The organism is Streptomyces sp. NPDC003027 (assembly GCF_053591435.1).
In genome coordinates this window covers 1-21,617 of the sequence record NZ_JBSFTU010000062.1, presented here as the reverse complement: position 1 = coordinate 21,617, position 21,617 = coordinate 1, and the positions used below count along the sequence as shown (strand labels likewise).

18 protein-coding genes are annotated in these 21,617 nt (G+C 73.0%); 11 read left to right on the top strand and 7 right to left on the bottom strand.

Annotated features, from left to right (window positions below; translation table 11 throughout):
• Positions 1 to 77 precede the first annotated feature (77 nt).
• Positions 78 to 800, top strand: a complete 723-nt coding sequence (locus tag ACWDX6_RS28845; protein WP_451487815.1) for a CDP-alcohol phosphatidyltransferase family protein — start codon at positions 78 to 80, stop codon at positions 798 to 800.
• Here the strand turns inward: ACWDX6_RS28845 and ACWDX6_RS28840 are convergent.
• Positions 781 to 1,254, bottom strand: a complete 474-nt coding sequence (locus ACWDX6_RS28840) for an adenylyltransferase/cytidyltransferase family protein (RefSeq protein ID WP_451487814.1) — start codon at positions 1,252 to 1,254, stop codon at positions 781 to 783. The two genes, ACWDX6_RS28845 and ACWDX6_RS28840, sit on opposite strands and share 20 nt — an antisense overlap.
• 200 nt (positions 1,255 to 1,454) lie before the next feature.
• Here ACWDX6_RS28840 and ACWDX6_RS28835 point away from each other — a divergent pair, with 200 nt between their 5' ends.
• Genes ACWDX6_RS28835 through ACWDX6_RS28825 form a run of 3 tightly spaced genes read left to right on the top strand, consistent with a single transcriptional unit; the run spans position 1,455 to position 5,616 of the window.
• Positions 1,455 to 2,660: a glycosyltransferase family 4 protein gene (locus tag ACWDX6_RS28835; protein ID WP_451487825.1), complete on the top strand. Its 1,206-nt coding sequence runs from the start codon at positions 1,455 to 1,457 to the stop codon at positions 2,658 to 2,660.
• Positions 2,657 to 4,378, top strand: a complete 1,722-nt coding sequence (locus tag ACWDX6_RS28830) for a lipopolysaccharide biosynthesis protein (RefSeq protein ID WP_451487813.1) — start codon at positions 2,657 to 2,659, stop codon at positions 4,376 to 4,378. The genes ACWDX6_RS28835 and ACWDX6_RS28830 overlap by 4 nt, the downstream gene beginning before the upstream one ends.
• The gene (locus tag ACWDX6_RS28825) at positions 4,375 to 5,616 is read left to right on the top strand and encodes a hypothetical protein (RefSeq protein WP_451487812.1); all 1,242 of its coding nucleotides are present in this window, start codon (positions 4,375 to 4,377) and stop codon (positions 5,614 to 5,616) included. Before ACWDX6_RS28830 ends, ACWDX6_RS28825 begins: the two co-directional genes overlap by 4 nt.
• Here the strand turns inward: ACWDX6_RS28825 and ACWDX6_RS28820 are convergent.
• Entirely contained in the window at positions 5,589 to 7,100 is a 1,512-nt protein-coding gene (locus tag ACWDX6_RS28820) for a hypothetical protein (RefSeq protein WP_451487811.1), read from the bottom strand. The two genes, ACWDX6_RS28825 and ACWDX6_RS28820, sit on opposite strands and share 28 nt — an antisense overlap.
• Positions 7,101 to 7,257: 157 nt before the next feature.
• Between ACWDX6_RS28820 and ACWDX6_RS28815 the strand changes: the two genes are divergently transcribed.
• Both ACWDX6_RS28815 and ACWDX6_RS28810 read left to right on the top strand, forming a co-directional pair.
• A complete protein-coding gene (locus ACWDX6_RS28815; protein WP_451487810.1) occupies positions 7,258 to 7,794 on the top strand; it encodes a WcaF family extracellular polysaccharide biosynthesis acetyltransferase in 537 nt (178 codons plus the stop codon).
• On the top strand, positions 7,791 to 8,942 hold the full coding sequence (locus ACWDX6_RS28810) for a glycosyltransferase (protein ID WP_451487809.1): 1,152 nt from the start codon (positions 7,791 to 7,793) through the stop codon (positions 8,940 to 8,942). Before ACWDX6_RS28815 ends, ACWDX6_RS28810 begins: the two co-directional genes overlap by 4 nt.
• On the opposite strand, the gene ACWDX6_RS28805 is transcribed toward ACWDX6_RS28810, so the two are convergent.
• From ACWDX6_RS28805 to gmd, 3 genes are all read right to left on the bottom strand, one after another.
• On the bottom strand, positions 8,921 to 9,619 hold the full coding sequence (locus ACWDX6_RS28805) for a hypothetical protein (protein ID WP_451487808.1): 699 nt from the start codon (positions 9,617 to 9,619) through the stop codon (positions 8,921 to 8,923). The two genes, ACWDX6_RS28810 and ACWDX6_RS28805, sit on opposite strands and share 22 nt — an antisense overlap.
• 75 nt (positions 9,620 to 9,694) lie before the next feature.
• Positions 9,695 to 12,415 carry a LamG-like jellyroll fold domain-containing protein gene (locus ACWDX6_RS28800; protein ID WP_451487807.1) on the bottom strand — a complete coding sequence of 907 codons (2,721 nt, stop codon included), beginning with the start codon at positions 12,413 to 12,415 and terminating at the stop codon, positions 9,695 to 9,697.
• Positions 12,416 to 12,554: 139 nt separating this feature from the next.
• Positions 12,555 to 13,568 carry a GDP-mannose 4,6-dehydratase gene (gmd, locus tag ACWDX6_RS28795; RefSeq protein WP_451487806.1) on the bottom strand — a complete coding sequence of 338 codons (1,014 nt, stop codon included), beginning with the start codon at positions 13,566 to 13,568 and terminating at the stop codon, positions 12,555 to 12,557.
• A gap of 143 nt (positions 13,569 to 13,711) precedes the next feature.
• Between gmd and ACWDX6_RS28790 the strand changes: the two genes are divergently transcribed.
• Positions 13,712 to 14,701: a GDP-L-fucose synthase family protein gene (locus tag ACWDX6_RS28790; protein ID WP_451487805.1), complete on the top strand. Its 990-nt coding sequence runs from the start codon at positions 13,712 to 13,714 to the stop codon at positions 14,699 to 14,701.
• 18 nt (positions 14,702 to 14,719) lie between these two features.
• Here the strand turns inward: ACWDX6_RS28790 and ACWDX6_RS28785 are convergent, their stop codons facing one another.
• On the bottom strand, positions 14,720 to 16,195 hold the full coding sequence (locus ACWDX6_RS28785; protein WP_451487804.1) for a sugar transferase: 1,476 nt from the start codon (positions 16,193 to 16,195) through the stop codon (positions 14,720 to 14,722).
• 606 nt (positions 16,196 to 16,801) lie between these two features.
• On the opposite strand from ACWDX6_RS28785, the gene ACWDX6_RS28780 reads away from it, so the two are divergent.
• The 3 genes from ACWDX6_RS28780 to ACWDX6_RS28770 are packed head-to-tail and all read left to right on the top strand — an operon-like array spanning position 16,802 to position 20,308.
• Positions 16,802 to 18,364 carry a glycoside hydrolase family 71 protein gene (locus ACWDX6_RS28780; protein WP_451487803.1) on the top strand — a complete coding sequence of 521 codons (1,563 nt, stop codon included), beginning with the start codon at positions 16,802 to 16,804 and terminating at the stop codon, positions 18,362 to 18,364.
• A gap of 46 nt (positions 18,365 to 18,410) precedes the next feature.
• Positions 18,411 to 19,847, top strand: coding sequence for a WGR domain-containing protein (locus ACWDX6_RS28775; RefSeq protein WP_451487802.1), 1,437 nt, complete (start codon positions 18,411 to 18,413; stop codon positions 19,845 to 19,847).
• The gene (locus tag ACWDX6_RS28770) at positions 19,844 to 20,308 is read left to right on the top strand and encodes a hypothetical protein (protein ID WP_451487801.1); all 465 of its coding nucleotides are present in this window, start codon (positions 19,844 to 19,846) and stop codon (positions 20,306 to 20,308) included. The genes ACWDX6_RS28775 and ACWDX6_RS28770 overlap by 4 nt, the downstream gene beginning before the upstream one ends.
• A gap of 67 nt (positions 20,309 to 20,375) precedes the next feature.
• Here the strand turns inward: ACWDX6_RS28770 and ACWDX6_RS28765 are convergent, their stop codons facing one another.
• Positions 20,376 to 20,798: a DUF350 domain-containing protein gene (locus ACWDX6_RS28765; protein WP_451487800.1), complete on the bottom strand. Its 423-nt coding sequence runs from the start codon at positions 20,796 to 20,798 to the stop codon at positions 20,376 to 20,378.
• 332 nt (positions 20,799 to 21,130) lie between these two features.
• Between ACWDX6_RS28765 and ACWDX6_RS28760 the strand changes: the two genes are divergently transcribed.
• The coding region (locus ACWDX6_RS28760; protein ID WP_451487799.1) for a DoxX family membrane protein at positions 21,131 to 21,617 on the top strand (487 nt) is incomplete at its 3' end.

Below are 21,617 nucleotides of genomic sequence, written 5' to 3'. Positions count from 1 at the left end.
GCCGCCCTCCGGTGCTGTCATGATGTGCACCATCACGTACGACCTGTGACCGTACGCATCATGACCCGGGGGGGTTCGTGGGAACGATCGGGACCGCGCTGACCGAGCTGAGATCCGCTCAGAAGTCCGCGAAGGGGGTCTCCCTCTATTCGCGCTTCGTCAACCGCCCGCTCGGGCGGTACCTCGCCGCCGGGGCCTACGCGGCGCGTCTGACGCCGAATCAAGTCACGCTCGTCAGCGCGGGTTTCAGCTTCGCCGCCGTCGCCGGCGCTGCTCTCGGGACACCGTCCTGGACGCTCGGTCTCCTGATCTGGCTCGGTCTCGCCGCCGGATTCGCCTTCGACTCCGCCGACGGGCAGCTCGCCCGCCTGCGCGGTGGCGGCAGCGCGGCGGGGGAGTGGCTCGACCATGTCGTGGACAGCGCGAAGATCACCGCCCTGCATGTCGCCGTCCTGATCACCTTCTACCGCCACCCCGGGCACTACGGAACGGCCGACGACGCCTGGCTGCTCGTCCCGCTCGGCTTCCAACTCGCCGCCGTGGTCACCTTCTTCGGCGGACTTCTGACCGAGAAGCTCACCCCGCGCCGCGCGCCCGGGGCCCCGGCGCAGGCGCCCTCCACCCTGCGCTCGGTGGCCCTGCTCCCCGTCGACCACGGCGTCTTCTGCCTGGTCTTCCTCCTCCTGGGAGCAGGCCCGGTCTTCCGCTGGACCTACACCGTGCTCGGCGTCTTCGGCGCGCTGTTCCTCGTCGCCTTCCTGGCGAAGTGGTTCCGTGAACTCAGCGCTGTGCGTCGCTGATCGCGGCCGGGCGTCCGGCCTCCTGTGTCAACAGGTCGAGCGAGCGCCGCAGTTGCGTACTGGAGGTGTGCACCGTGTACGGGAGGTAGACGATCTCCACCCCCACCCTCGCGAAGTCCCGTTCCAGCTTCTCCCCCTTGGATGTGCCTCGCCAGTCGTCGCCCTTGAACAGCACGTCGAACCGGACCTGTGTCCAGGTCTCCAGCTTGTCCGGCACGGTCTCCACGAAGGCCGCGTCCACGTATCGCACGCTGCGCACGATCTCCAGACGCTCCACCAGTGGAATCATCGGACGGCGGCCCTTGGCCAGCTCCGCCATCTCGTCCGAGACCACCCCGGCCACCAGGTAGTCGCACTGACTGCGCGCGTGGCGAAGGATGTTGAGATGTCCGATGTGAAAAAGGTCGTACGCCCCCGGCGCGTATCCGACCCGGTACGGCCTGCCTGCGGTCATGTGGGAACCCCCCCCAGGTGCGTTCGCGCTCCCCAGCGCGAAGGACTTTCCGACGATAGCGTGTGCGTTCCGTCGACAAGGGGTGAACGACTAGGGTGAAACCCGTCCGCGAACCGGGGGAGAGGGGCGGCGGCATGGGGGAGACAGCGGCCGGGGGGCCGAACCGGGACAGTACGCCCGCCGGGCGGCGGCGACTTCTGATGGTGTCCACCAACTACGCACCGGAGCACGCCGGGATCGGCCCGTACGCCACCCAGATCGCCGAGCACTGGGCGCGCCGCGGCCACGAGACCCATGTCCTGGCCGGCATGCCCCACTACCCCTCCTGGTCCCTGGACCCGGCCTACGCCGGAGCCTGGCGCCGCACGGAGGAGCGGGCCGGAGTCGTCGTCCACCGCAGACGCCACACGGTCCCACCCCGGCAGACCGCACTGCGGCGGGCCGCCTTCGAGGCCACCGTGCTCGTCCACGGCCTGCTCGCCCCGCCGTCCATGGCCCGGCCCGACGCCGTCCTGTCCCAGATGCCCAGCCTCGCGGGCGGGATCATCGGCGCCCGCCTCGCCGCCCGCTGGCGCGTACCGTACGTACCCGTCGTGCAGGACCTGATGGGTGCCGCGGCCGCGCAGAGCGGCATCCGCGGCGGCGACCGGGCCGCCGCCCTCGCCGCCAGGGCCGAGCGCCACGCACTGCGGGGAGCCACCCTCGTCGGCGTCATCCACGAGACCTTCGTCGACAAGGTCGCCGCCCTCGGCGTCGACCGCCGCCGTATACGGCTCGTCCCCAACTGGTCCCATGTCGCCCGCCCTTCGGCGCCCCGGGACGAGACCCGCGCCCGGCTCGGCTGGCGCGACGGCGAGACGGTCGTGCTGCACTCCGGGAACATGGGCCTCAAGCAGGGACTCGAGGTCCTGGTCGAGGCCGCCCGGCGCGACCCCGGGACCCGGATCGTCCTCCTCGGCGACGGCAACCAGCGCGCGCGCCTGGAGACCCTCGGCGCGGGCATCGCCAACCTCGACTTCCTGGAGCCCGTCGACGAGGACGAGTTCCCCGACGTCCTCGCCGCGGCCGACGTCCTCGCCGTCACCCAGCGCGCCTCCGTCCTCGACATGAGCGTCCCCTCCAAGCTGACCTCCTACTTCGCCGCCGGCCGGCCCGTCGTGGCCTCCGTGGCCGCCGAGGGCGGGACCGCGCTCGAAGTGCTGCGCTCGGGCGCCGGGGTCCTCGTGCCACCGGAAGATCCCGGCGCACTCCTCGCCGAGGTCCGCAGACTCGGCGCCGATCCGGCCGCCGCCGCCGCGCTCGGCGCCCAGGGGCCCCGCCATGTCGAGGCCCATCTGACCCGGGCGGCCGGACTCGCCCGCATCGACGCACTGATCGACGAGGCTCTGGGGGGTCCGCGCACGTGACACACACGCACGTCTCCGCCGTGGAGGACGACGAACCGGAGCTGCTGCGCGACCAGTTCCGCCAGCTCCTGCGCTACCGCACGGTCATCGGCGCCGGCGTCGGCATCGGCCTCCTCGGCGGTGTCTGGTTCGGCCTGTCCAACGCCGACACCTACGTCGCCACCAGCCAGGTCGTGCTCCGCGCACCCGTCAACGACCCCTTCAACCCGAGCATCTCGCAGGACAAGACCCTCAACATGGGATCCGAGCGGCAGACCGCGCTCAGCAGCAGCGTCGCCGAGCACGCCGCGAAGAAGCTGGGCTGGACCGGCACCATCGGCAGACTCCAGAAGGACCTTCAGGTCACCAACCCGCCGCAGAGCCAGGTGCTCCAGTTCACCTACACCGCCGACACGCCCCAGGCCGCCGCCGACCGGGCCAACGCGGTCACGCGGGCCTATCTGGAACTGCGCGAGAAGCAGTGGACCGACGTACGGGCCACCATGCTGAAGGGCCAGCAGAAACAGCTCGACGAGGTCGCCAAGAAGCACGACCGGAAGACCAGGGAACTCGACCGGATGCCGGACGGGGCCGCCCGCGACGCCGAGTACGGCGTCAAGACCAACCTGCTCAACCGGATCAACGAGCTCGACGCCCGCATCAGCCAGCTCAAGTCGCTCGACATGTCACCCGGCACCGTCATCCGTACCGCCAGCGCCCCGGGCTACTCCGACGGCCCCGGACTTCCCATGAGCCTCGGCCTCGGCGCCCTGGTCGGTGTGGCCCTCGGCCTGCTCGCCGCCTGGGTCCGGCTCGTCTTCGACCCCTCCCCGCGCTCGGCGGGCGACGTCGCCCGCGCCGTGCGCGCCCCCGTCCTCGGCACGCTCCCGCGCGGCGCCACCGACGTCCTGCTGGCGGACGACCAGACCGACGCCAGGGTCGCCGAGGAGTACCGTTCCGTCGCCTTCCGCCTCGCCTACGACCAGCGGTTCGCCGACCGCCGCCGCCTGCTCGTCGTCGCCCCGCGCGGCGACAACGACGCCGCCGTGGCCGTCGCCTCCCACCTGGCCGCCTCCTTCGCCGAGACCGGCAAGGACGTGCTGCTCATCGAGGCCGATCTGCGCACCCCCACGCTCGCCGGCCGGCTGCGCGCCCACGCCGCGAGCGCGCCCCGCTGGAGCACACCGGCGGAACCCGAGGGCAGCGAGGAGAGCGGCTGGCCCTCCCGACGCCAACTCGTCGTCGACGCGGGCGAGTCGGGCTCCTTCGGCCTGGTCCCGGGGGAGCGGGTGCGCAACGTGGCGCGGGCCCTGACCGCGCCCAGGGTCTCCCGGCTGATCTCCGAGGCCGACTCGCCCAACTCCACCGTCGTGGTGCTCGCCCCGCCGGTCCTCAACTACGCCGACGCCCTCGCCCTCGTCGACCGGGTCGACGGCGTTCTGATCGTGTGCGACCCGCGCGGTGTGCACCGCGCGGACCTCCAGCGCATCCGCGAGCTCATCGCGGGAGCCGGCGGCACCGTCCTCGGCGCCGTCGTCCACACCCCGGGCCGGCGCCGCGCCGCCAAGCGGCCCACCGGGGGCCGCGGCCGCCGCGCCGCCCAAGGTTCTCTGGACGCCGAGGAGTTCGCCGCCGAGCCCGAGCAGATCATCCTCGGTGACGGCTCCGACACCGTCGCCCTGCGCGCGCTGCGCGGCCAGGACGCGCGCCCGCGCGACATCCACGCGGGCGATCGGTGAGACGTGCCGTCACCGTCGCCGCCTCGGTCCTGGACCAGGCGGCGTCCAGCCTCACCAACATCGCCGTCCTGGTGATCGCGGCGAGGGCGTCCAGCGCGGACGGCTTCGCCGCCTTCTCGATGGTCTACATCACCTTCACCGTGCTCCTCGGCCTCAACATGGCCTTCGTCGGCCAGAGCGTCGTCCTGGAGAAGGGCGAGGACGGCGTGGTCGCCGCCGCCGCCCGCTCCGCCGTCACCTTCACCGCGCTGGCCTCCACCGCCGGCGGGCTGCTGCTGATCGCCGGCGGCGTCCTCACCGGAGGCGCCACCGGCCGGGCGTTCCTCGCGCTCGGCCTGGTGCTGCCCGTCGTCCTCGTCCAGGACGGCCTGCGGTACGCCTTCTCCGCGCTCCGCCGGCCCCACCGGGCGCTCGCCGCCGACACCCTGCGCCTCGCCTGCGCCGTCCCGGCCCTGCTGCTCCAGCCGTACGGCACCTCACCGGCCCGACTCGTCCTCGTGTGGGGGCTGTCGGCGCTGCCCGCCGTACTCCTCGGGCTCGCCCTGCTCCGACCCTCCGTACGCGACCGCCCCGGCGACCCGCGCCGCCAGCTGCGCAGAGGCCACCTCGGGCGGCGCTTCGTCGTGGAGTTCGCCGTCGGCAACGCCTCCAGCCAGCTCGCCGTCCTCGCTCTCGGGCTCTTCGCCGCCCCGCTCGCGGTCGGCGCGCTGCGCGGCGCCTCCACCCTCTTCGGCCCGCTCAACGTCCTGTTCACCTCGGTCAACGCCTTCGGGCCGCCGCTGCTCGGCCGGGCCGGCTCCCGCCGCGCCACCGTCCGCGCCGCCGCCGGACTCGGCGGCGTCCTCGCCGTCCTCGCGGCCGGCTGGGCCACCGTCCTGTACGCGCTGCCCGAACGCGTGGGCCGCCGACTTCTCGGCGACACCTGGGAGTCCGCCGCCGCGCTGCTGCCCGCCACCGGGAGCCAGTACGCGGTGATGGCGGCGGGCACCTGCGCCCTGGTCACCCTGCGCGTCCTCAGCCCCCGCGCCACCCTCTCCGTCCAGGTCGTCTTCTCCCTGCTCGCCGTCGCCCTGATGCTCGGCGGGTACCTCCTCGGCGGCGCCGCCGGAGCCGCCTGGGGACTCGCGGCCGGCTCCGCCCTGAAGGCCGCCGCGGCCTGGGCACGCGTCACGCGCACGCGCGCCGGACCCCCCGATCCCCGGGCCGAGGGTCAGCGCAGCGCGGCGCCCTTGTCCTGACGCCATGTGGTGACCAGCGCGACACAGATCAGGGCGATCGCCACCCGGCCCGAGGCCTGGAGCAGCGGGCCGCGCAGCAGGATGAAGGAGTAGCCCGCGACCAGGGGGACCACCAGCGAGATCAGACTGCCCGGCGGCGCCCTGCGCGTCCCCCGGCGGGCGAACCGTCCGTCCACACGCGCGGCGGCGTAGCCGAGCCCGAGCATCCCGGCGCCCATGCCGACCGCCCCGAAGTCGATCCACAGCTCGGCCCAGACCGGCGAGGACAGATTCGTGTTCACCGTCCCCATCCACTGGCCCACCATCACCCCCGTGTCCCGTGGCTTGCCCGGCCACACCGAACGCGGCACCGCGAAGAGCACGGAACCCGCCAGCTGCCGGCCGTAGCGGTGCCGGCTCCCCGAGTTCACCAGCGTGATGGTGTTGGCGAACATGCCGACCTGGTCGTAGTCCTTGAGCGCCAGCGGCTCCAGGACGGACGTCGTCTCGACCGGGCGGTAGTTCTTCTCGTCGTAACGGAACCGGTCGGAGAACGGGAACACGATCAACGCCATCACGACCCCCAGGCTGAGCGCCGACCGGTACATCGCCGCGCTCACCGGAAAGACCGTGAAGAGCAGCGAGAACATCACCGTCAGGAACCAGTAACGCGGGTTGGAGACCGGGTTGTTGACCACGCAGTTCAGGACCACGAGGGCGAGGAAGACCGCGATCACCATCGGGCGGCGCCGGGCCCGCCGCGACGTGACCAGCCAGCGGCTGTACACCAGGAGGGCGAAGAGCGCCGGAACCGTGCCGAAGCCGCGCAGGAACGCCTGCCCGGCCTGCGAGTCGGCCTGCGAGACCCCGGCCTCCTCGATCCCCGCGATGATCTCCTGACGGCTGGAGAAGAAGACCGCCGGCCCGCCCAGCTTGACGACGAACAGCCCGCTGCACACGAAGGCGAGCACCACCAGCAGATACAGCCGGCGCCGGTGCACCAGGGCCGGGCGCTCCTCGGACCGCCGCGAACCGCCGGGCCGCCCGCGGGCCAGCAGCGATCCCACGTCGAAGGCGGCGCAGCCGACGAGGACCAGCGCGACCGCCGTGGTCAGGTCCGAGCGGGGGCCGACCACCGGGGTCGGCACCCGGCCGAGCACCGCCTGCGCCAGCGGCGCCACTCCCATCGCCATGTAGACGAAGAGCCAGAACGACCCCTGTAGCAGCTTGCGCCGGCTGGTCAGGATCATCGCCGAGAGCCGGGCCCCGGCGTACATGGTCAGAGCGATCTGGAGGTAGTACGCGGCATCACGCGTACCCGCGCCCGGCTGGACCGCCACCAGCAGCGGCAGGAAGACGGAGAACCCCAGCACCAGCGGGATCGACAGCGCGCGCGACAGCAGCGTGCGGGGCGACACGGGCGGAGCGAGCAGCAGCGGGGCGGGCGCGGCCGGCCCGGGGCGCACCCGCGTGGCCGTCTCCGCACCCCGTACGTCGGTCGTCATCCCGCCCCCTGGATTCCCCGCGCGTCCCGACGCCGGTGCGTCGCCGCACCCGCCCCCGAACGCCACGCGCGGCAGTCTACCGACGCCCCCCTGTCGCCTCGGGTCAACCGCTAGTCTGGCTTCTCGGCGCCAGGGGAGGCGCCGATGGGGGGAACTCATGCGGAATCTCCCGGCCTTCACGCTGGCCGGCTACGACAAGGGCCGCGGCAGACTCGTGCAGGCCCTCTGGTTCGCGGTGATGAACACGGTCTTCATGGCGTGGTTCTGTCCCGCCCGGCTGCGCGTCGCGCTGCTGCGCGCCTTCGGCGCCACCATCGGCGACGGGGTGCTGATACGGCACCGGGTCAGGATCCTGTGGCCGTGGAAACTCACCGTCGGCGACCACACCTGGATCGGCGAGGGCGCCTGGCTGCTCAATCTGGAGCCCGTCACCCTCGGCGCCCACGTCTGCGTCTCCCAGGAGGCGCTGCTGTGCACCGGCGGCCACGACCACCGGGCCGCCGACTTCCGCTACCGCAACGCCCCGATCACCGTCGAGGACGGCGCCTGGGTCGCGGCCCGCGCCACCGTCCTCGCCGGCGTCACCGTCGGCCGCCACGCCGTCGTCGCCGCGGGCACCACCCTGCACAAGGACCTGCCGGAGCTCACCCTCCACACGGCCGAGGGCCGCCGACCCCTCCCGATGCCGGCGTGAGCGGCCCGCGCGTCCTGCACGCCGTGACCCTGCACAGCCCCACCCACGCCTTCGGCGGACCGGTCCGGGTGGCGCTCAACCTCTGCCGGGGCCTCGCCTCGCGGGGGCACCGGGTGCGCCTGACCGGGCTGGGCGACGGTTTCGCCGCGGCGGGGGGCGCGCTGCCCACGGAGGTGGAGGGCGTACCCGCCCGCCTCTACCAGGCCCGCTCGATCCTGCCCCTCGGCTTCAGCGGCATCACCTCACCCGCGCTGCTCACGGGCGCCGGCGCGCTCGTACGGAACGCCGACATCGTCCATGTCCACCTCGCGCGGGACCTGGTGACGCTGCCCGTCGCGCTCGCCGCGCTGCGAGCCCGGCGCCCGCTCGTGCTCCAGACCCACGGCATGGTCGACCCGAGCGACCGGACCCTGGCCAGGATCCTGGACGCGGTGGCCGTCCGCCGCGTCCTGCGGGGAGCCTCCGCCGTCCTGTATCTCACCGGGCGCGAGCGCAGGGACCTGGACGCCGTCGCGGGCGGCCCGCTGGAGCGTTCCGTACGGCTCGTCAACGGCGTCCCCGCCCAGGAGCCGCGCCCAGCCCCGGCCGGGCCGCCCCGCGTCCTCTACGCCGCCCGGCTCCAGGCCCGCAAGCGGCCCACCGACTTCGTCGCCGCCGTGCCCGAGATCCTGCGCCACCACCCCGACGCCTCCTTCGTGCTCGCCGGTCCCGACGAGGGCGAGCGGCCCGCCGTGGAGACGCTCGTCGCCGAGCTGGGGCTGCGGGACCGGGTGAGCCTGCCGGGGCCGCTGCCGGCCGAGCGGATGCTGGAGGAGCTGCGCCGGGCGCACGTCTACGTCCTGCCGTCGGTCGACGAGCCGTTCCCGATGTCCGTCCTGGAGGCGTTGTCGGTCGGCACTCCGGCCGTCGTCACCACCTCCAACGGCCTGGCCCGGGACATCGCGGAGGCGGGCGCCGGCCGTGTCGTGACGGACGCCGCCGGCCTCGCGCCGGCCGTCCGCGCCCTGCTGGATCCCGGCGCCAACGCCGCCGCCTCAGCGGCGGCCCGCGAGCTGGCCGCGGAGGCGTTCTCGATGGAGGCCGTCCTCGACACCCTGCTCGGCGTCTACGACACCGTCCGCCAGGGTCAGGCGGGCAGCCAGGCGTAGCACGCCGTGGAGACGAACTGGGCCGTCCTCGCGGGGATGTCGGCGCGCACGGGACCGTCCTGGCCGGGCGACGGCCCTGAGGCGAGGACCGTGCCGTCCTGGCCGACCGCACGCCAGGCGCAGGCGGGGTCGGTGGTGAGCGCGCGGTACGCCCCGGCCCTGGGCTTGTGGGTGGTGCCGTCGGGGAAGCCCTTCCGCGCGGTCGCGAGCAGCGGCTTCTGGGCGGTGCACAGATGGGTGATCGCCGCCTCGGCGTCCCGGATGTCGCCGGCGATGATCGCCCCGACGGCCGCGTCCTTGTCCCGCTTGGCGGTGCGCTCCAGACGCTGACAGGACTCCTGGCCGGTCTGGAGCACCGCGGCCGGGTCGGTGTCCTTCGGTACCCGTCCGCTCAGATACGCCTTCTGGTCCTGGGTGAACGATCCGGTGACCGGCCTGAGTTCGGCGTCCGGCACGACCGGGCCCACGGGCGTGGAGGGGGCTGCGGGGCCGGGCGGCTCCGCCTCGGCCTGCCGGTCGGGCACGGCCGCCGTACGGGACGGTCCCGCGGACTTCGACGGCCCCGCGGCACCGCCACCGCCGCCCCCGTCGCCGGAGGACGAGCAGGCGGAGAGGGCGAGCACGGCGGCCAGCACGAGGGCGGCCGCCCCCGGGTGCCGGTGAGCAGGACGGTGCATGAGGGACTCCTGTGGTACGTCGGACGCGGGGCCCGGACCTGCCGGGCCCCGCGTCCTGCGATCGAGGGGCGACGCTCAGGGGGCGCCGAAGGTCAGCACCAGTTGAGGCGTGCCCTCCGCGGCCGTGGCCTCGGACGACCAGAGCCAGAGCGGGTCGGTCCCGGTGCTGGTCAGCGCGACGCTGTACGAGCCGCCGAGCGCGGCGGAGAGCGCCGAGGTGCTCAGCGCCGCCGAGTACACCGCCGAGCCGTCCGTGGCACCGCTCAGGGTGCCGATCGCGCCGGGGGCGAGCGCCGGACGGTCGTTGTACGTCAGCCCGTCCTCCGTCCACGCGCCGGTGACCGGGACCACGGACTGGCTGTCCGCCGAACCCGCGCCGGTCATGGTGGTCGTCTTCACCGCGAGCCGGGCGCTCTTGAGGACGGTGCCTGCCGGGGCGGACGGCAGGGTGAACCGCAGGTACGAGGTGTACGCCGAGGTGCCGCGGACCGCCAGCGAGCCGGACGTGCCGTAATTGGTGTTCGGCGCACCGGCGTTGGCGTAGGTGTCCTCCGCCGCGGTCACGGTGCTGACCGAGTCGGCCGGCGCGGTGGCCAGGCTGTGGTGCTTGGCCACCTGTGCGGCGGTGAGCGCCTTCGGGTAGACGGCGGCCTCGTCGAGCTGTCCGGCGAAGTAGGAGCTCGTGGGACGCAGCGGCCAGCCGGTGAGGTTGTCGGCCCCCACGTGCCAGTACCCCGCGTACTGCTGGTTGGTCGTGACGCTGTTGGAGCCGACCAGCCTGCCGTCGATGTACAGCCGCATGCCGTCCGGACCCTGGGTGCCGACCGCGTGGTGCCAGGCACCGTTGTTGTACGAGCCGAGCGAGGTCAGGGTGCGGGTGCCACCGGCGTACACGCCGAACACCACGTTCCCGGTGTTGGTCATGTACAGGTGCTTGTCGTAGTTGCCGCTGGCGCGTGTGGTCCGGTTGCCGAAGCCGATCAGCTTGCCGCCGAGCTTCGTGGTGGTCTTGAACCACGTCTCGACGGTGAACGCGCCGGGCACCTCCTGGCGCTTGTCGCTGTGGATCTGCTCGTCCGTGCCGTTGAGGCTCACTGCGGTGGAGGCGCCGCTGACGGCGGCCGGGGTCTGTCGCAGCGCCGGGGCGTTGACGTAGAGACCGCTGTTGTCGCCGTGGGAGGAGTCGGCCGCGTACGGCGTGGTCGACTCGTCGAAGCGCCAGTACAGTCCGGCGCCGTCGGCGACGACCTGGGAGGCGTACGGCTCCGGTGAGACCGGCACGGTCACCGTGGAGGTCGCGGACGGACCGCTGGTGTTGCCGGCCGCGTCACTGGCCGTCACGCGGTACGAGTAGGTCTGGCCCGGTGTCACGTCGGTGTCCTTGAAGGAGACCTGCGGGCGCGACCAGTGCAGGGAGTCGCCGCTGACGGTCGCGACCGGGGTGGCCGCGCCGTCGCGGTAGACCTTGTAGGTCAGCCTGGAGTCGTCCAGGTCGAGGCTGGAGCGCCAGCGCACCTGCACGGCCGCCGGGCCGATGGCCGCGGCGCTGGCCACGGGCACGGTCGGGGCGCCGGTGTCGGGGCCGGAGGCGAAGCGGGTCAGACCCTGCGCGGGGGCGCCGTTCGTGGTCGTGAACTCGCCGCCGACCCACAGGTACTTGGTGGTACCGGTGCCGGAGATGGTGAAGGCGCGCGGGCCGATGCCCTCGCCGATGCCGTCGTTGGTGTCGGGGAACCAGCCGAGCTTGCCGGTCGAGGTGGTCGGCTGGGCGAGCAGGTGGTAGCGGCGCCCGTCCGGGAACTCGCCCACGCTGGCGCAGTCGTGCGCGTGGGAGGCGCTGTACAGCACCCCCTCGTAGGAGCGGACCGCCTGCGTGGCGCCCAGGCAGGTGTCCCGCCAGCGCTGCTGGAAGTCCGAGAGGTTCAGGGCGATCCGGCCGTCGAAGACGCCGCCGCCGGTCCCCTCGTTGCCGGTGTAGAAGCCGGTGGCGTCGGTCTCGATGTCCTTCACGACGGAGTTCTGCGGGATCCAGCCATTGGGGTACGCCTTCGTCACGGCACCGGTCGTGGCGTTCACCACGGCGAGCGCGTGGGAGTCCGCCCCGTTGACGGTGAAGAAGTCGCCGCCGAGCAGCACATGCTGCCCGTCCGGCGTCACCTCGACGGCCCGGCCCGGTTCGTCCGCGTCGGCCCTGAACGGCAGCAGCGCGCCCGTGGTGGTGACGGCGGCGAACCGCTGGCGGGTCTGGCCCTCGACCGTGCCGAAGTCACCGGCGGCGTAGACGGTGGTGTCGGTGACGGCGAGCGCGCGCACGGTGGCGGGGAAGCCGGGGTGGAACGCCGCCTTCGGTGTGCAGGTGGCGATGTCGATCGCGGCGAGGCTGGAGACCTGCGTGCCGTTGACGGCGCCGAAGTAGCCGCCGGCGTACAGCGTCTTCCTGTCCGGCGAGACCGCCAGGGCCCGCACGGTCGCGGTGCCGCTGCCGACGGTGAAGGAGAGGGAGCATCCGGTCGGCGCACCCGTCGCCGCGTCCATCGCGGCGAAGTTGACGGCGCTCCGCGGAGTGCCGCTACCGCCCTCGGGCGGCCGCACCTCGGAGAAGGTGCCGCCGACGAAGACGGTGTCGTCGGCCTCGGCGAGTGCCCAGACGATGCCGTTGGTCTGCCAGGTCGGCAGGTCGTCCGCGGTGAAGGCGACCGGTGGCGTCAGCGCCGTGGCCGCCGGGGCCAGAGAGCCCCCGGCTCCGGCCGCGACGGTGAGGACGAGGGCAGTGGTGAGCCCCCAGGATCTACGCATGTTCCCCCCAGGCGTGATAGCCCAGTCAAAGTGGCGCGATGTCGTGCCATGCGAGGTGATGATTGCGCACTGTATGACGAACTGGCCGCCACTGTGGCGGAGTTGTCCAATCCGGTACGTCGGTGCGGGACGGTGCCGCTCAGCGGTCGATACGGACGGTGACGCCGGCCAGCTGGTCCTCGACGAGACGGACATCGGCGTCGACCATGATCCGTGCCAGCTCGTCCACCAGGACGGCGGGTTTCCAGCCGAGCACGTCGTGCGCCTTGCTCGCGTCGCCGATCAGCGCGTCGACCTCGCTGGGCCGCTCGTACTTCGGGTCGAAGCGTACGAACTCCGCCCAGTCGAGGCCGGCGTGGGAGAACGACGTCTCCACGAACTGCCGTACCGTCGCCGGGACTCCGGTCGCCACGACGTAGTCGTTCGGCTCCTCCTGCTGAAGCATCCGCCACATCGCCTCGACGTACTCGGGGGCGTACCCCCAGTCACGCACCGCGTCGAGATTGCCGAGGTACAGCCGGTCCTGCAGCCCGGCCTTGATCCGCGCCACGGCACGGGTCACCTTGCGGGTCACGAAGGTCTCGCCGCGGCGCGGCGACTCGTGGTTGAAGAGGATCCCGTTGACGGCGAACATGCCGTACGCCTCGCGGTAGTTGACCGTCGACCAGTACGCGAAGACCTTGGCGGCCCCGTACGGGCTGCGCGGATGGAAGGGGGTCGACTCGTTCTGCGGCGGCGGGGTCGCCCCGAACATCTCGGAGGAGGACGCCTGGTAGATCCGGGTGTCGATGCCGCTCGCCCGGATCGCCTCGAGGAGCCGCAGCGAGCCGAGTCCGGTCACGTCACCCGTGTACAGCGGGGCGTCGAAGGAGACCCGCACATGGGACTGGGCGCCGAGGTTGTAGACCTCGTCGGGACGGATGTCGCGGAGCAGGTTCACCAGCGCGACCCCGTCCGAGAGGTCCGCGTGGTGCAGCACGAAGGAGCGGTTCGCCTGCTGTGGATCCTGGTAGACGTGATCGATCCGCTCCGTGTTGAAGCTGGACGAACGGCGGACGAGGCCGTGCACCGTATAGCCCTTGGACAGCAGCAGTTCGGTCAGGTAAGAGCCGTCCTGGCCGGTCACGCCCGTGATGAGTGCGGTCTTGCCCATACGTGGTGTCCCTCCCCCACGGACCGGCCCCCGGCCGGTCCGCGCATGACGGATGTCTGATGACATCCGGGTCTGTGATGGAACGATGAAAAGATCCTGATCTGGTATGTTGTCGGCCCTCGTGGCCTGGCATGATCCGGGCCATGACTGAATCGACGACCGTCCCGACGACCGCCCCGAAGGCCGATCAGGCGGGAGCACCGTCGTATCTGCCCGAGCGCGCCCGTGTGTTCGTCGCGGGACACCGCGGCCTCGTCGGCTCCGCCGTGGCCCGCCGGCTCACCGCGGACGGGCACGAGGTGATCGTCCGGACCCGCGCCGAACTCGATCTGCGCGACGCGGCACGCACCGCGGAGTTCCTCGCCGCGACCCGCCCCGACGCCGTGGTGCTCGCGGCCGCCAAGGTCGGCGGGATCCTGGCGAACAGCAGAGAGCCGGTGCGGTTCCTGGAGGAGAACCTCCGGATCCAGCTGAGCGTCATCGCCGGGGCGCACGCCGCCGGGGTCGAGCGGCTGCTCTTCCTCGGCTCGTCCTGCATCTACCCGAAGCTGGCGCCCCAGCCCATCCCCGAGGACGCGCTGCTCACCGGCCCGCTCGAACCCACCAACGAGGCCTACGCCCTCGCCAAGATCGCCGGCATCGTGCAGGTCCAGTCGTACCGCAGGCAGTACGGCGCCGCCTACATCTCCGCGATGCCGACCAACCTCTACGGCCCCGGGGACAACTTCGACCTGGAGACCTCGCACGTCCTCCCGGCGCTGATCCGGCGTTTCCACGAGGCACGCGAGACCGGGCGCGAGGAGATCGTGCTCTGGGGCTCCGGCACCCCGCGGCGGGAGTTCCTGCACGTCGACGACCTCGCCGCCGCGTGCGCCCTCCTGCTGCGGACGTACGACGGCGACGAGCCGGTCAACATCGGCTGCGGCGAGGACCTCACCATCCGTGAACTGGCCGAGACCGTCGCCGAGGTGACCGGATTCCGCGGCCGGCTGGCATGGGACACCACCAAGCCCGACGGCACTCCGCGCAAGCTGCTCGACGTGTCCCGGCTGACCGGTCTCGGCTGGAAGCCGTCGATCGCCCTCCGGGACGGCATCGCCTCCACCTACGCCTGGTGGCGGGAGCGCGACTGAACCCATGAACCCGGCCCGTCAGTACGCTCCGCGACCGTCGACGACGGCGCGGAACGTACGGGCCATGACGTCGACGTCGCTGGTGAACGACCAGTTGTCGACATAGTGCAGATCCAGCTCGATCGTCTCGTCCCAGGACAGGTCCGAGCGGCCGCTGATCTGCCACAGGCCGGTCATTCCCGGCCGCACGGAGAGCCGGCGCAGCTCCACGTCGCGGTAGCGCGCCACCTCCTCCGGCAGCGGCGGACGCGGCCCCACGAGCGACATCGAACCCCGCAGCACATTGAACAGCTGCGGGAGTTCGTCCAGCGAGGTGCGGCGCAGCAGCCGCCCCACCCGGGTCACCCGGGGGTCCCGGCGCATCTTGAACATCAGACCGTCGTGCTCGTTGGCGTGCGACAGCGCCGCCTTGCGGGCGTCGGCGTCCACGTACATGGTGCGGAACTTCCACATCACGAACGGGGACCGGCCCTGACCGATCCGTATCTGCCGGTAGAACACGGGCCCGGGAGAGGTCAGCCGGACCGCCGCGCCGATCACGAGGAACAGCGGTGACAGGACGAGCAGACCCAGGGCCGCGCCCACCCGGTCCATCACGGACTTCAGCACCTGCTGCACACCGCCGCGCACCGGAGGCGCCACCCTGAGCAGCGCCATCCCGGCCGCCGACGTGGTCTCCAGACGCTTGACCGCGCACTCCACCAGGCCCGGGGCGAGGGCGAGTTCGGTACCCGCGTCGTGCAGCCCCCAGGAGAGGCGGCGCAGCCGCTCGCCCGCCATGCGCGCACCGGCCGCGACCAGCACGACATCGGCCTCCAGGTCCCGGGCGGCGGCGAGCACGGGAGCGGTGTCCCCGTCGGCGGCCTCCGGCATCCAGGCGCCGAGCCGGTCGGCCACCGGGGCGCCCGTACGGACCGGGCCGTCCCCGATCGCGACGATCCCGACCACGACGTACGGATGGTCGGTGCGGCCCGCCAGATGCTCGGCCACGTCATCGGCGGCGCGGGGCTCGCCCAGGACCAGGACCCGGGTGACCACCTGGGCCTCACGGCGCGCCGCGACCAGGTGATGCCACGTCAGTTTGGTGCACGCCAGGGTGAGTACGGGCGCCGGGAGCAGGGCCGCGAGGCAGAGCAGCGGCGGGTGGTGGAGATCGGCGGCGGCCCGCAGCACGGCGAGCACACCGAGAAGGACCAGCCAGTCGTGCAGGACGGGCAGGCTTCCCCGGGACTCACCCAGCGCACGCGCCGCGTACCGGCGCCGCAGGGCGCGTAACCCGGACCAGGCGAGCGCGGCGACGACGGCGCCGGCGAAAACGTACGGCTGCCGCTCGGAGCGCAGGATCAGCGCCGTGGGCAGTCCCGCCCCTAGGACGTCCACCCCCAGAGCGGCGGCCGGATACCAGCGCGCCTTGGCGCGTGAGTGCGGTGGAGCCGGTCGTGGACCGGTGTGCGGGCGTGCGGAATCGGTCTCGGTCGTGCGGGCATGCCACATGTACCCCCCCAGGCACGTGTCGACGTTCGCCACACCGTTCGTCGGGCCCCTGTCCGATGAAACAGGCGTCGCAACGCGGAACAGTACGACAAACACACGCACGTGCGCTGCTGTTCACGCGAAAGACCTCAGAAGGTGATGGCTCGTTCATCCCGTGACATGGCGTCCCGCGGCCGGACGGGCGAGCGCGAGGTGCGCGCGCCCCGCGAGGACGTCGGCCCAGGTGACGCCGCGAAGGGAGTGGCGCGGCGGCGGCCGCGGCCTGCCCTGCCGGAACGGGACACGTCGCGTGCGGCACTCTCCACTGTGGCGAAAAGCGCCCCGCGCGCGCAGCGGAACGCCGGAAGTGGGGGAGCCGGGCCGCCGGCCCCTTCGAGGAGCCGTCCGTCGCGGGAGGAATCCGGTGCCGAGGGAACGGGATGCGGAACGCCCTTCCGGCCGGACATGTCACCGGTCACGCCCGGCGAAGGGTCCGCAAGCGGTACCGGCCGGGTCGGCCAGGGCCGTTCACCATCCCTCGACGGCTGTTGTCCCGGGGTGCCGGATCGGTTGTACTACTGCCAGTCCGCGGGACCGCGGCCCCTCCGATCCGCCGGAAGGACTCCCATGGCGTCCACCCCCGAAGCACCCGCCCACCCGGGCCGAAGGCGCCGGCCCGCCCGGCCCCACCGCGCACCGGGCCGTCGACGGCTGCTCCCGGGGCTCGCGCTGGGCGTCCTGCTCGCCGGCTTCCTGGCCGGCATCGGCGCCGCCGACGCGCTGCGCTCCGGCGCCTTTGCGGAGAATCCCGGCGCGCCGCCGGAGCAGTACAGCACCGCGCTCCCCTTCGACCTGCCCGACCCCCGCGAACTGCGCGCCTCCGGCAAGCTGGTCTTCGCGCACTACTTCACGCCGTACCCGCTCTCGCTGGACAACCGGCCGCCCGGCGACGACTACTACGCCCGCCACTACCTCACCGCCGACGGCGAACAGGGCAAGCACCGCGCCTACGGTGGGCTGCTGCGCGACCGCCCGCTCCCCGCCCCGCCGCGGACCGGGGAGTGGGAACTGGCCCATCTGCGCCAGGAGGTCCGCACCGCCCGCGACGCCGGACTCGACGGTTTCACCGTCGACATCCTGGCCCAGAGCGGTCGCAACTGGGAACGCGTCGAGCTGCTGATGCGCGCGGCCGCCGAGGAGGACCCCGGCTTCCGCATCCAGCTCATGCCGGACATGACCTCGCTCACCACCACCCCGGCCGCCCTGGCCGATTCGCTGGCGCGACTGGCCCGCCACCCGGCGGCCCACCGCCTCGCCGACGGCCGGCTCGTCGTCTCCCCGTTCAAAGCGGAGGAGAAGGACCCCGCCTGGTGGCAGCGGACGATCACCGAACTGCGGTCACGCCACGGCATCCGGACCGCGCTCGTCCCGCTCTTCCTCGACTTCACCCCGGAACGGGAGCGGTACGCCGCGATCAGCCACGGCTTCTCCGCGTGGGGCAGCCGCACCCCCCACCGGCAGTCCGGCGCCACCGCCCACACCGAGCGCGCCCACCGGCTCGGCAAGATCTGGATGCAGCCGGTCTCCGTCCAGGACACCCGGCCCCACCAGGGCGTCTACGACGAGGCGGGCAACACCGAGACGCTGCGGGCGAGCTGGGACGCGGCCATCGCGTCAGGGGCCGACTGGGTGCAGCTGACCACCTGGAACGACTACTCCGAGGGGACCCACTTCGCGCCGTCCCTCCACAACGGCTACGCCTACCTCGACCTCTCCTCCTACTATCTGACCCGCTTCAAGACCGGTGCGTGGCCCAAAATCGTCCGCGACACGCTCTATCTGACCTCCCGCGTCCAGTTCGCGGCCGACACGCCGCCCGCCTCGGTGCAGCCGAAGGTGGCGGAGCCGCGCGAGGGCACGGCCCCGCCCCGGGACACGGTGGAGGTGCTGAGCTTCCTCACGGCCCCGGCACGGGTGGACACCGCCGTCGGGGGCACGCGAGGCGCCCACCGGGCACCGGCGGGTGTGCACGCGCGCCTCCTGCCGCTGCGCACCGGACACAGCGAGGCCACCGTGGTGCGGGAGGGGCGGGCCACGACCACGGTGGCGAGCCGCTACCCGGTGCGCCGCCCCGTCGACAGGCAGGACCTGCAGTACTACGCGGTGACCAGCGGCCGCAGCCAGCGCTGAGCCGGACACAGGGCCGTTGTCAGTGGCGGCACCTAGCGTTCTCCCCATGACGACGAAGACCTATCTGGAGCTGTCGCAGGACGGCGGCGGCGCGCACAAGTTCTACGAAGTGACGGTCGACGGCCTGGTGGTGTCGGTCCGTTACGGACGCATCGGCGCGGCCGGGCAGACGCAGACCTCGGCCTTCCCCACGGCCGAGAAGGCGCGCGCCGCGGCGGCGAAGAAGATAGGCGAGAAGGTCCGCAAGGGGTACGCCCCCGCGGTGCCGGGACAGCGCGCGGCCCGCGCGGTCAGCCGCCGCGAGGTCGTCTCCGCGCCCTCCACGGCGCGGGCGGTCGCCCCGGTCCTGTGGCGGTTCCGGACGGGCTCCGCGGCCTTCGGCATCCATGTGGGCGACGACGACGTGTACGTCGGCAACCAGTCCGGTGATGTGTACAGGCTGAGCCACGGGGGCGAGGTCCTGGCCCGGTTCAACCTCCCGGACGGGGTCAAGTGCCTGGTCGCCGACGATTTCTGGATCTACGCCGGCTGCGACGACGGCCGGGTGTACGACCTGTCGTCGAAACTGCCCTTCGCCGCCTACGACATCGCCGCCGATGTGGACATCTTCTGGCTGGACATCCACGAGGGCGTGCTGGACGTCGCCGACCGGGCGGGGCGGCTGACCGTCATCGATCACGAGGACGAGCACCAGTGGTCCCGCGGCAGCCGGGGTGATCACGCCTGGATGGTCCGCGCGGACGGCGACGGCGTCTACCACGGGCACAGCAAGGGCGTCACGGCCTACGCCCCGGACGGCGGCGGCGAGCTGTGGCACACGGCCACGGCCGGCGGGGTGCTCTTCGGCTGGCAGGAGGACGCCGCCGTGTACGCGGGCACGACGCACCGGAAGGTGCAGCGGCTCGCCAAGGAGGACGGCCGGGTGGAGGCCGTGTACGCCTGTGACAGCCCGGTGTACTCGTGCGCGACCTCCCCCGGGGGCCGGTTCGTCTTCGCCGCCGACTCGGCCTCCTCGGTGTACTGCTTCGCCGAGGACGGCACCCGGCTCTGGAAGCTGGGCACGGGCGGGGGCTCGGCGCTCTCCATGCAGTACCGCGACGGGCGGCTCTATCTGGTGACGACCGACGGCTCGCTGGTGTGCGTGGACGCGAGCGAGACGGCGATCGCCGCGGCACAGCAGGGCACCGTCCCGGTCGCCAGGGACATCAAGCTCGCCGCGGCCCTTCCGACGTACGAACCGGCGACGACGGTGGCGGCCGTGGCATCGGTGAGCGCCGCGCCGACCGGGGCGGTGATCGTGGAGTGCGTCCAGGAGAGCGGCCGGACCCGGGTCCATGTGGTCTCCGAGGGCTTCGATCCGTCCTGGAACGTACAGTTCCCGCGAGCCATCCGCGAGGCGGGCGCCCGGTACGTGGTCGACGCCCTGCACGCCGCCTCGGGCGGCTTCTACCGGGTCCGCGGCGACATCAGGCGGCTGCTGTGAACGGAGGGACGTTCGAGGCGGCGACCGGGGACGGCCCTCCACGGCCGGAGGGGGAGGCCGAGCAGAGGTCGCGGGAGGTACGAGCGGCCTGGGAGGGGCTGCTCCAGATCAGGCGGCTGAGCCACGGCGACGGCGGCGACCCGCCTGCGCCGCCGGCCGAATGGGAGCGAAGACAGCCGGTCCGGGCGATCGCCCTCGCCCTGGAGGCGGCGAAGACCCCTCCGTCGGCCGTCGACGCCTCCGGGGCGCGCGTGGTGACCGGCTATCGCGTTCGGGCCGGTGAGCGGCCGGGAACGGCCGTCGTGGAGTGGCTGGGGCCGCCGGGCAGCGGAGCGGCCCAGGAGCAGGAGGCCGCGCTCGCCGGGCTCGTGCCCGTACTGGAACGGCTCGGCTGGGAGGCGCTGCTGTACCGGGGGCCGCGCGGCAGGCGGTTCCTGGAGGTCGAGCCGGCCGACCGCTGAAACGACGGTGCGCCTGTCGGGGGCGGGGCTCTGTCGGCGGGCTCGGCCTTCGGGCCTGCGGCCCGGCTCAGGCGATGGAGGCGGAGACGATGGCGGAGACCGCCAGGTTGCACGAGGCCGTCACCCAGACCGCCGGGTGCGGTTCGGGGTCGACCAGGGTGGCGCCGAGCTTGCCGGGCGTGACCAGGTCCACCACCAGGAACGCCACGGCCATCATGACCAGGCCGAGCAGACCGAACGCCGCCGTGGAGGCGAGGCCCTTGCCGAAATCGTCGTAGGTCGTCCAGATCGAGGTGAACACGATCCCGCCGATGCCCAGCAGCGCCGAGCTGAGCAGGACCGCGGCGTTGCGGTTGCGCTCCTGCCAGATCTGCCGGCCGAGCTTCCCCGGCGTCAGCACGTCCACGAGGAGGATGCCGAGGATCAGCAGCACGACACCGAGGGCGCCGTAGGCGGTGGCCCGGCCAAGGCCGTTGACGATGTCGATCATGGGGTGCCGCTCCGAACAGAAGTGATCGCGGATGATCGTGGGGCGTGGACCGGCAAAATGTAGCGCATGGCTCAAGGGCCGGGGCCGGGCGGTGGGGGCCTTCTGGGGGGGGCGGCGGGGGAGGGTGGCGGTGAGGCGACGGCAGCGGTGACGGCGGTGCCGGACGCCCGGGCAGCAGCAGCCCTCCACCCCGGCACGGCCGGACACCCGCCGCGAGCCATGACCCGTGTGGCCCAGCAACGCTGAGGCCCCGGACCCCGGGGCGGCGACAGTGGAGGACGGAGAGCGCGTGCGTACGCCCCGCGCCCCCGCATCCACGACCGGGAGACTCTATGACCGTCCTCAACCGTCGCGACCTCGGCCTGCTCGTCCTGCGGGTCGGTACCGGCGCCGTGCTCGCCGCGCACGGCACCCAGAAGCTCCTCGGCTGGTTCGGTGGAGGCGGCATCGAAGGCACCACCCAGGCGATGGAGGCGATGGGCTTCTCGCCGGGACGTGAGAGCGCGATCGCCGCGGGCCTCGGCGAGGCGGGCGGCGGCGCCCTGCTCGCCCTCGGCCTCGCCACCCCGGCCGCCGGAGCCGCCGCGGCCGGCGCCATGGCCGGCGCCGTCTCCGTCCACGCCCCGGCGGGGTTCTTCGCCCAGGGCGGCGGCTACGAATACCCCGCCTTCCTCGGCTTCACCGCCGCCGCGATCGGCATCGCCGGCGCCGGCCGCTACTCCCTCGACCACGCGACCGGACACGTCCTCGACCGGCCCTGGGTCGTCGCCACCGCCTTCATCGGCAGCGCACTCGCCGCGGCGGCCGTCGTCGGCCGCC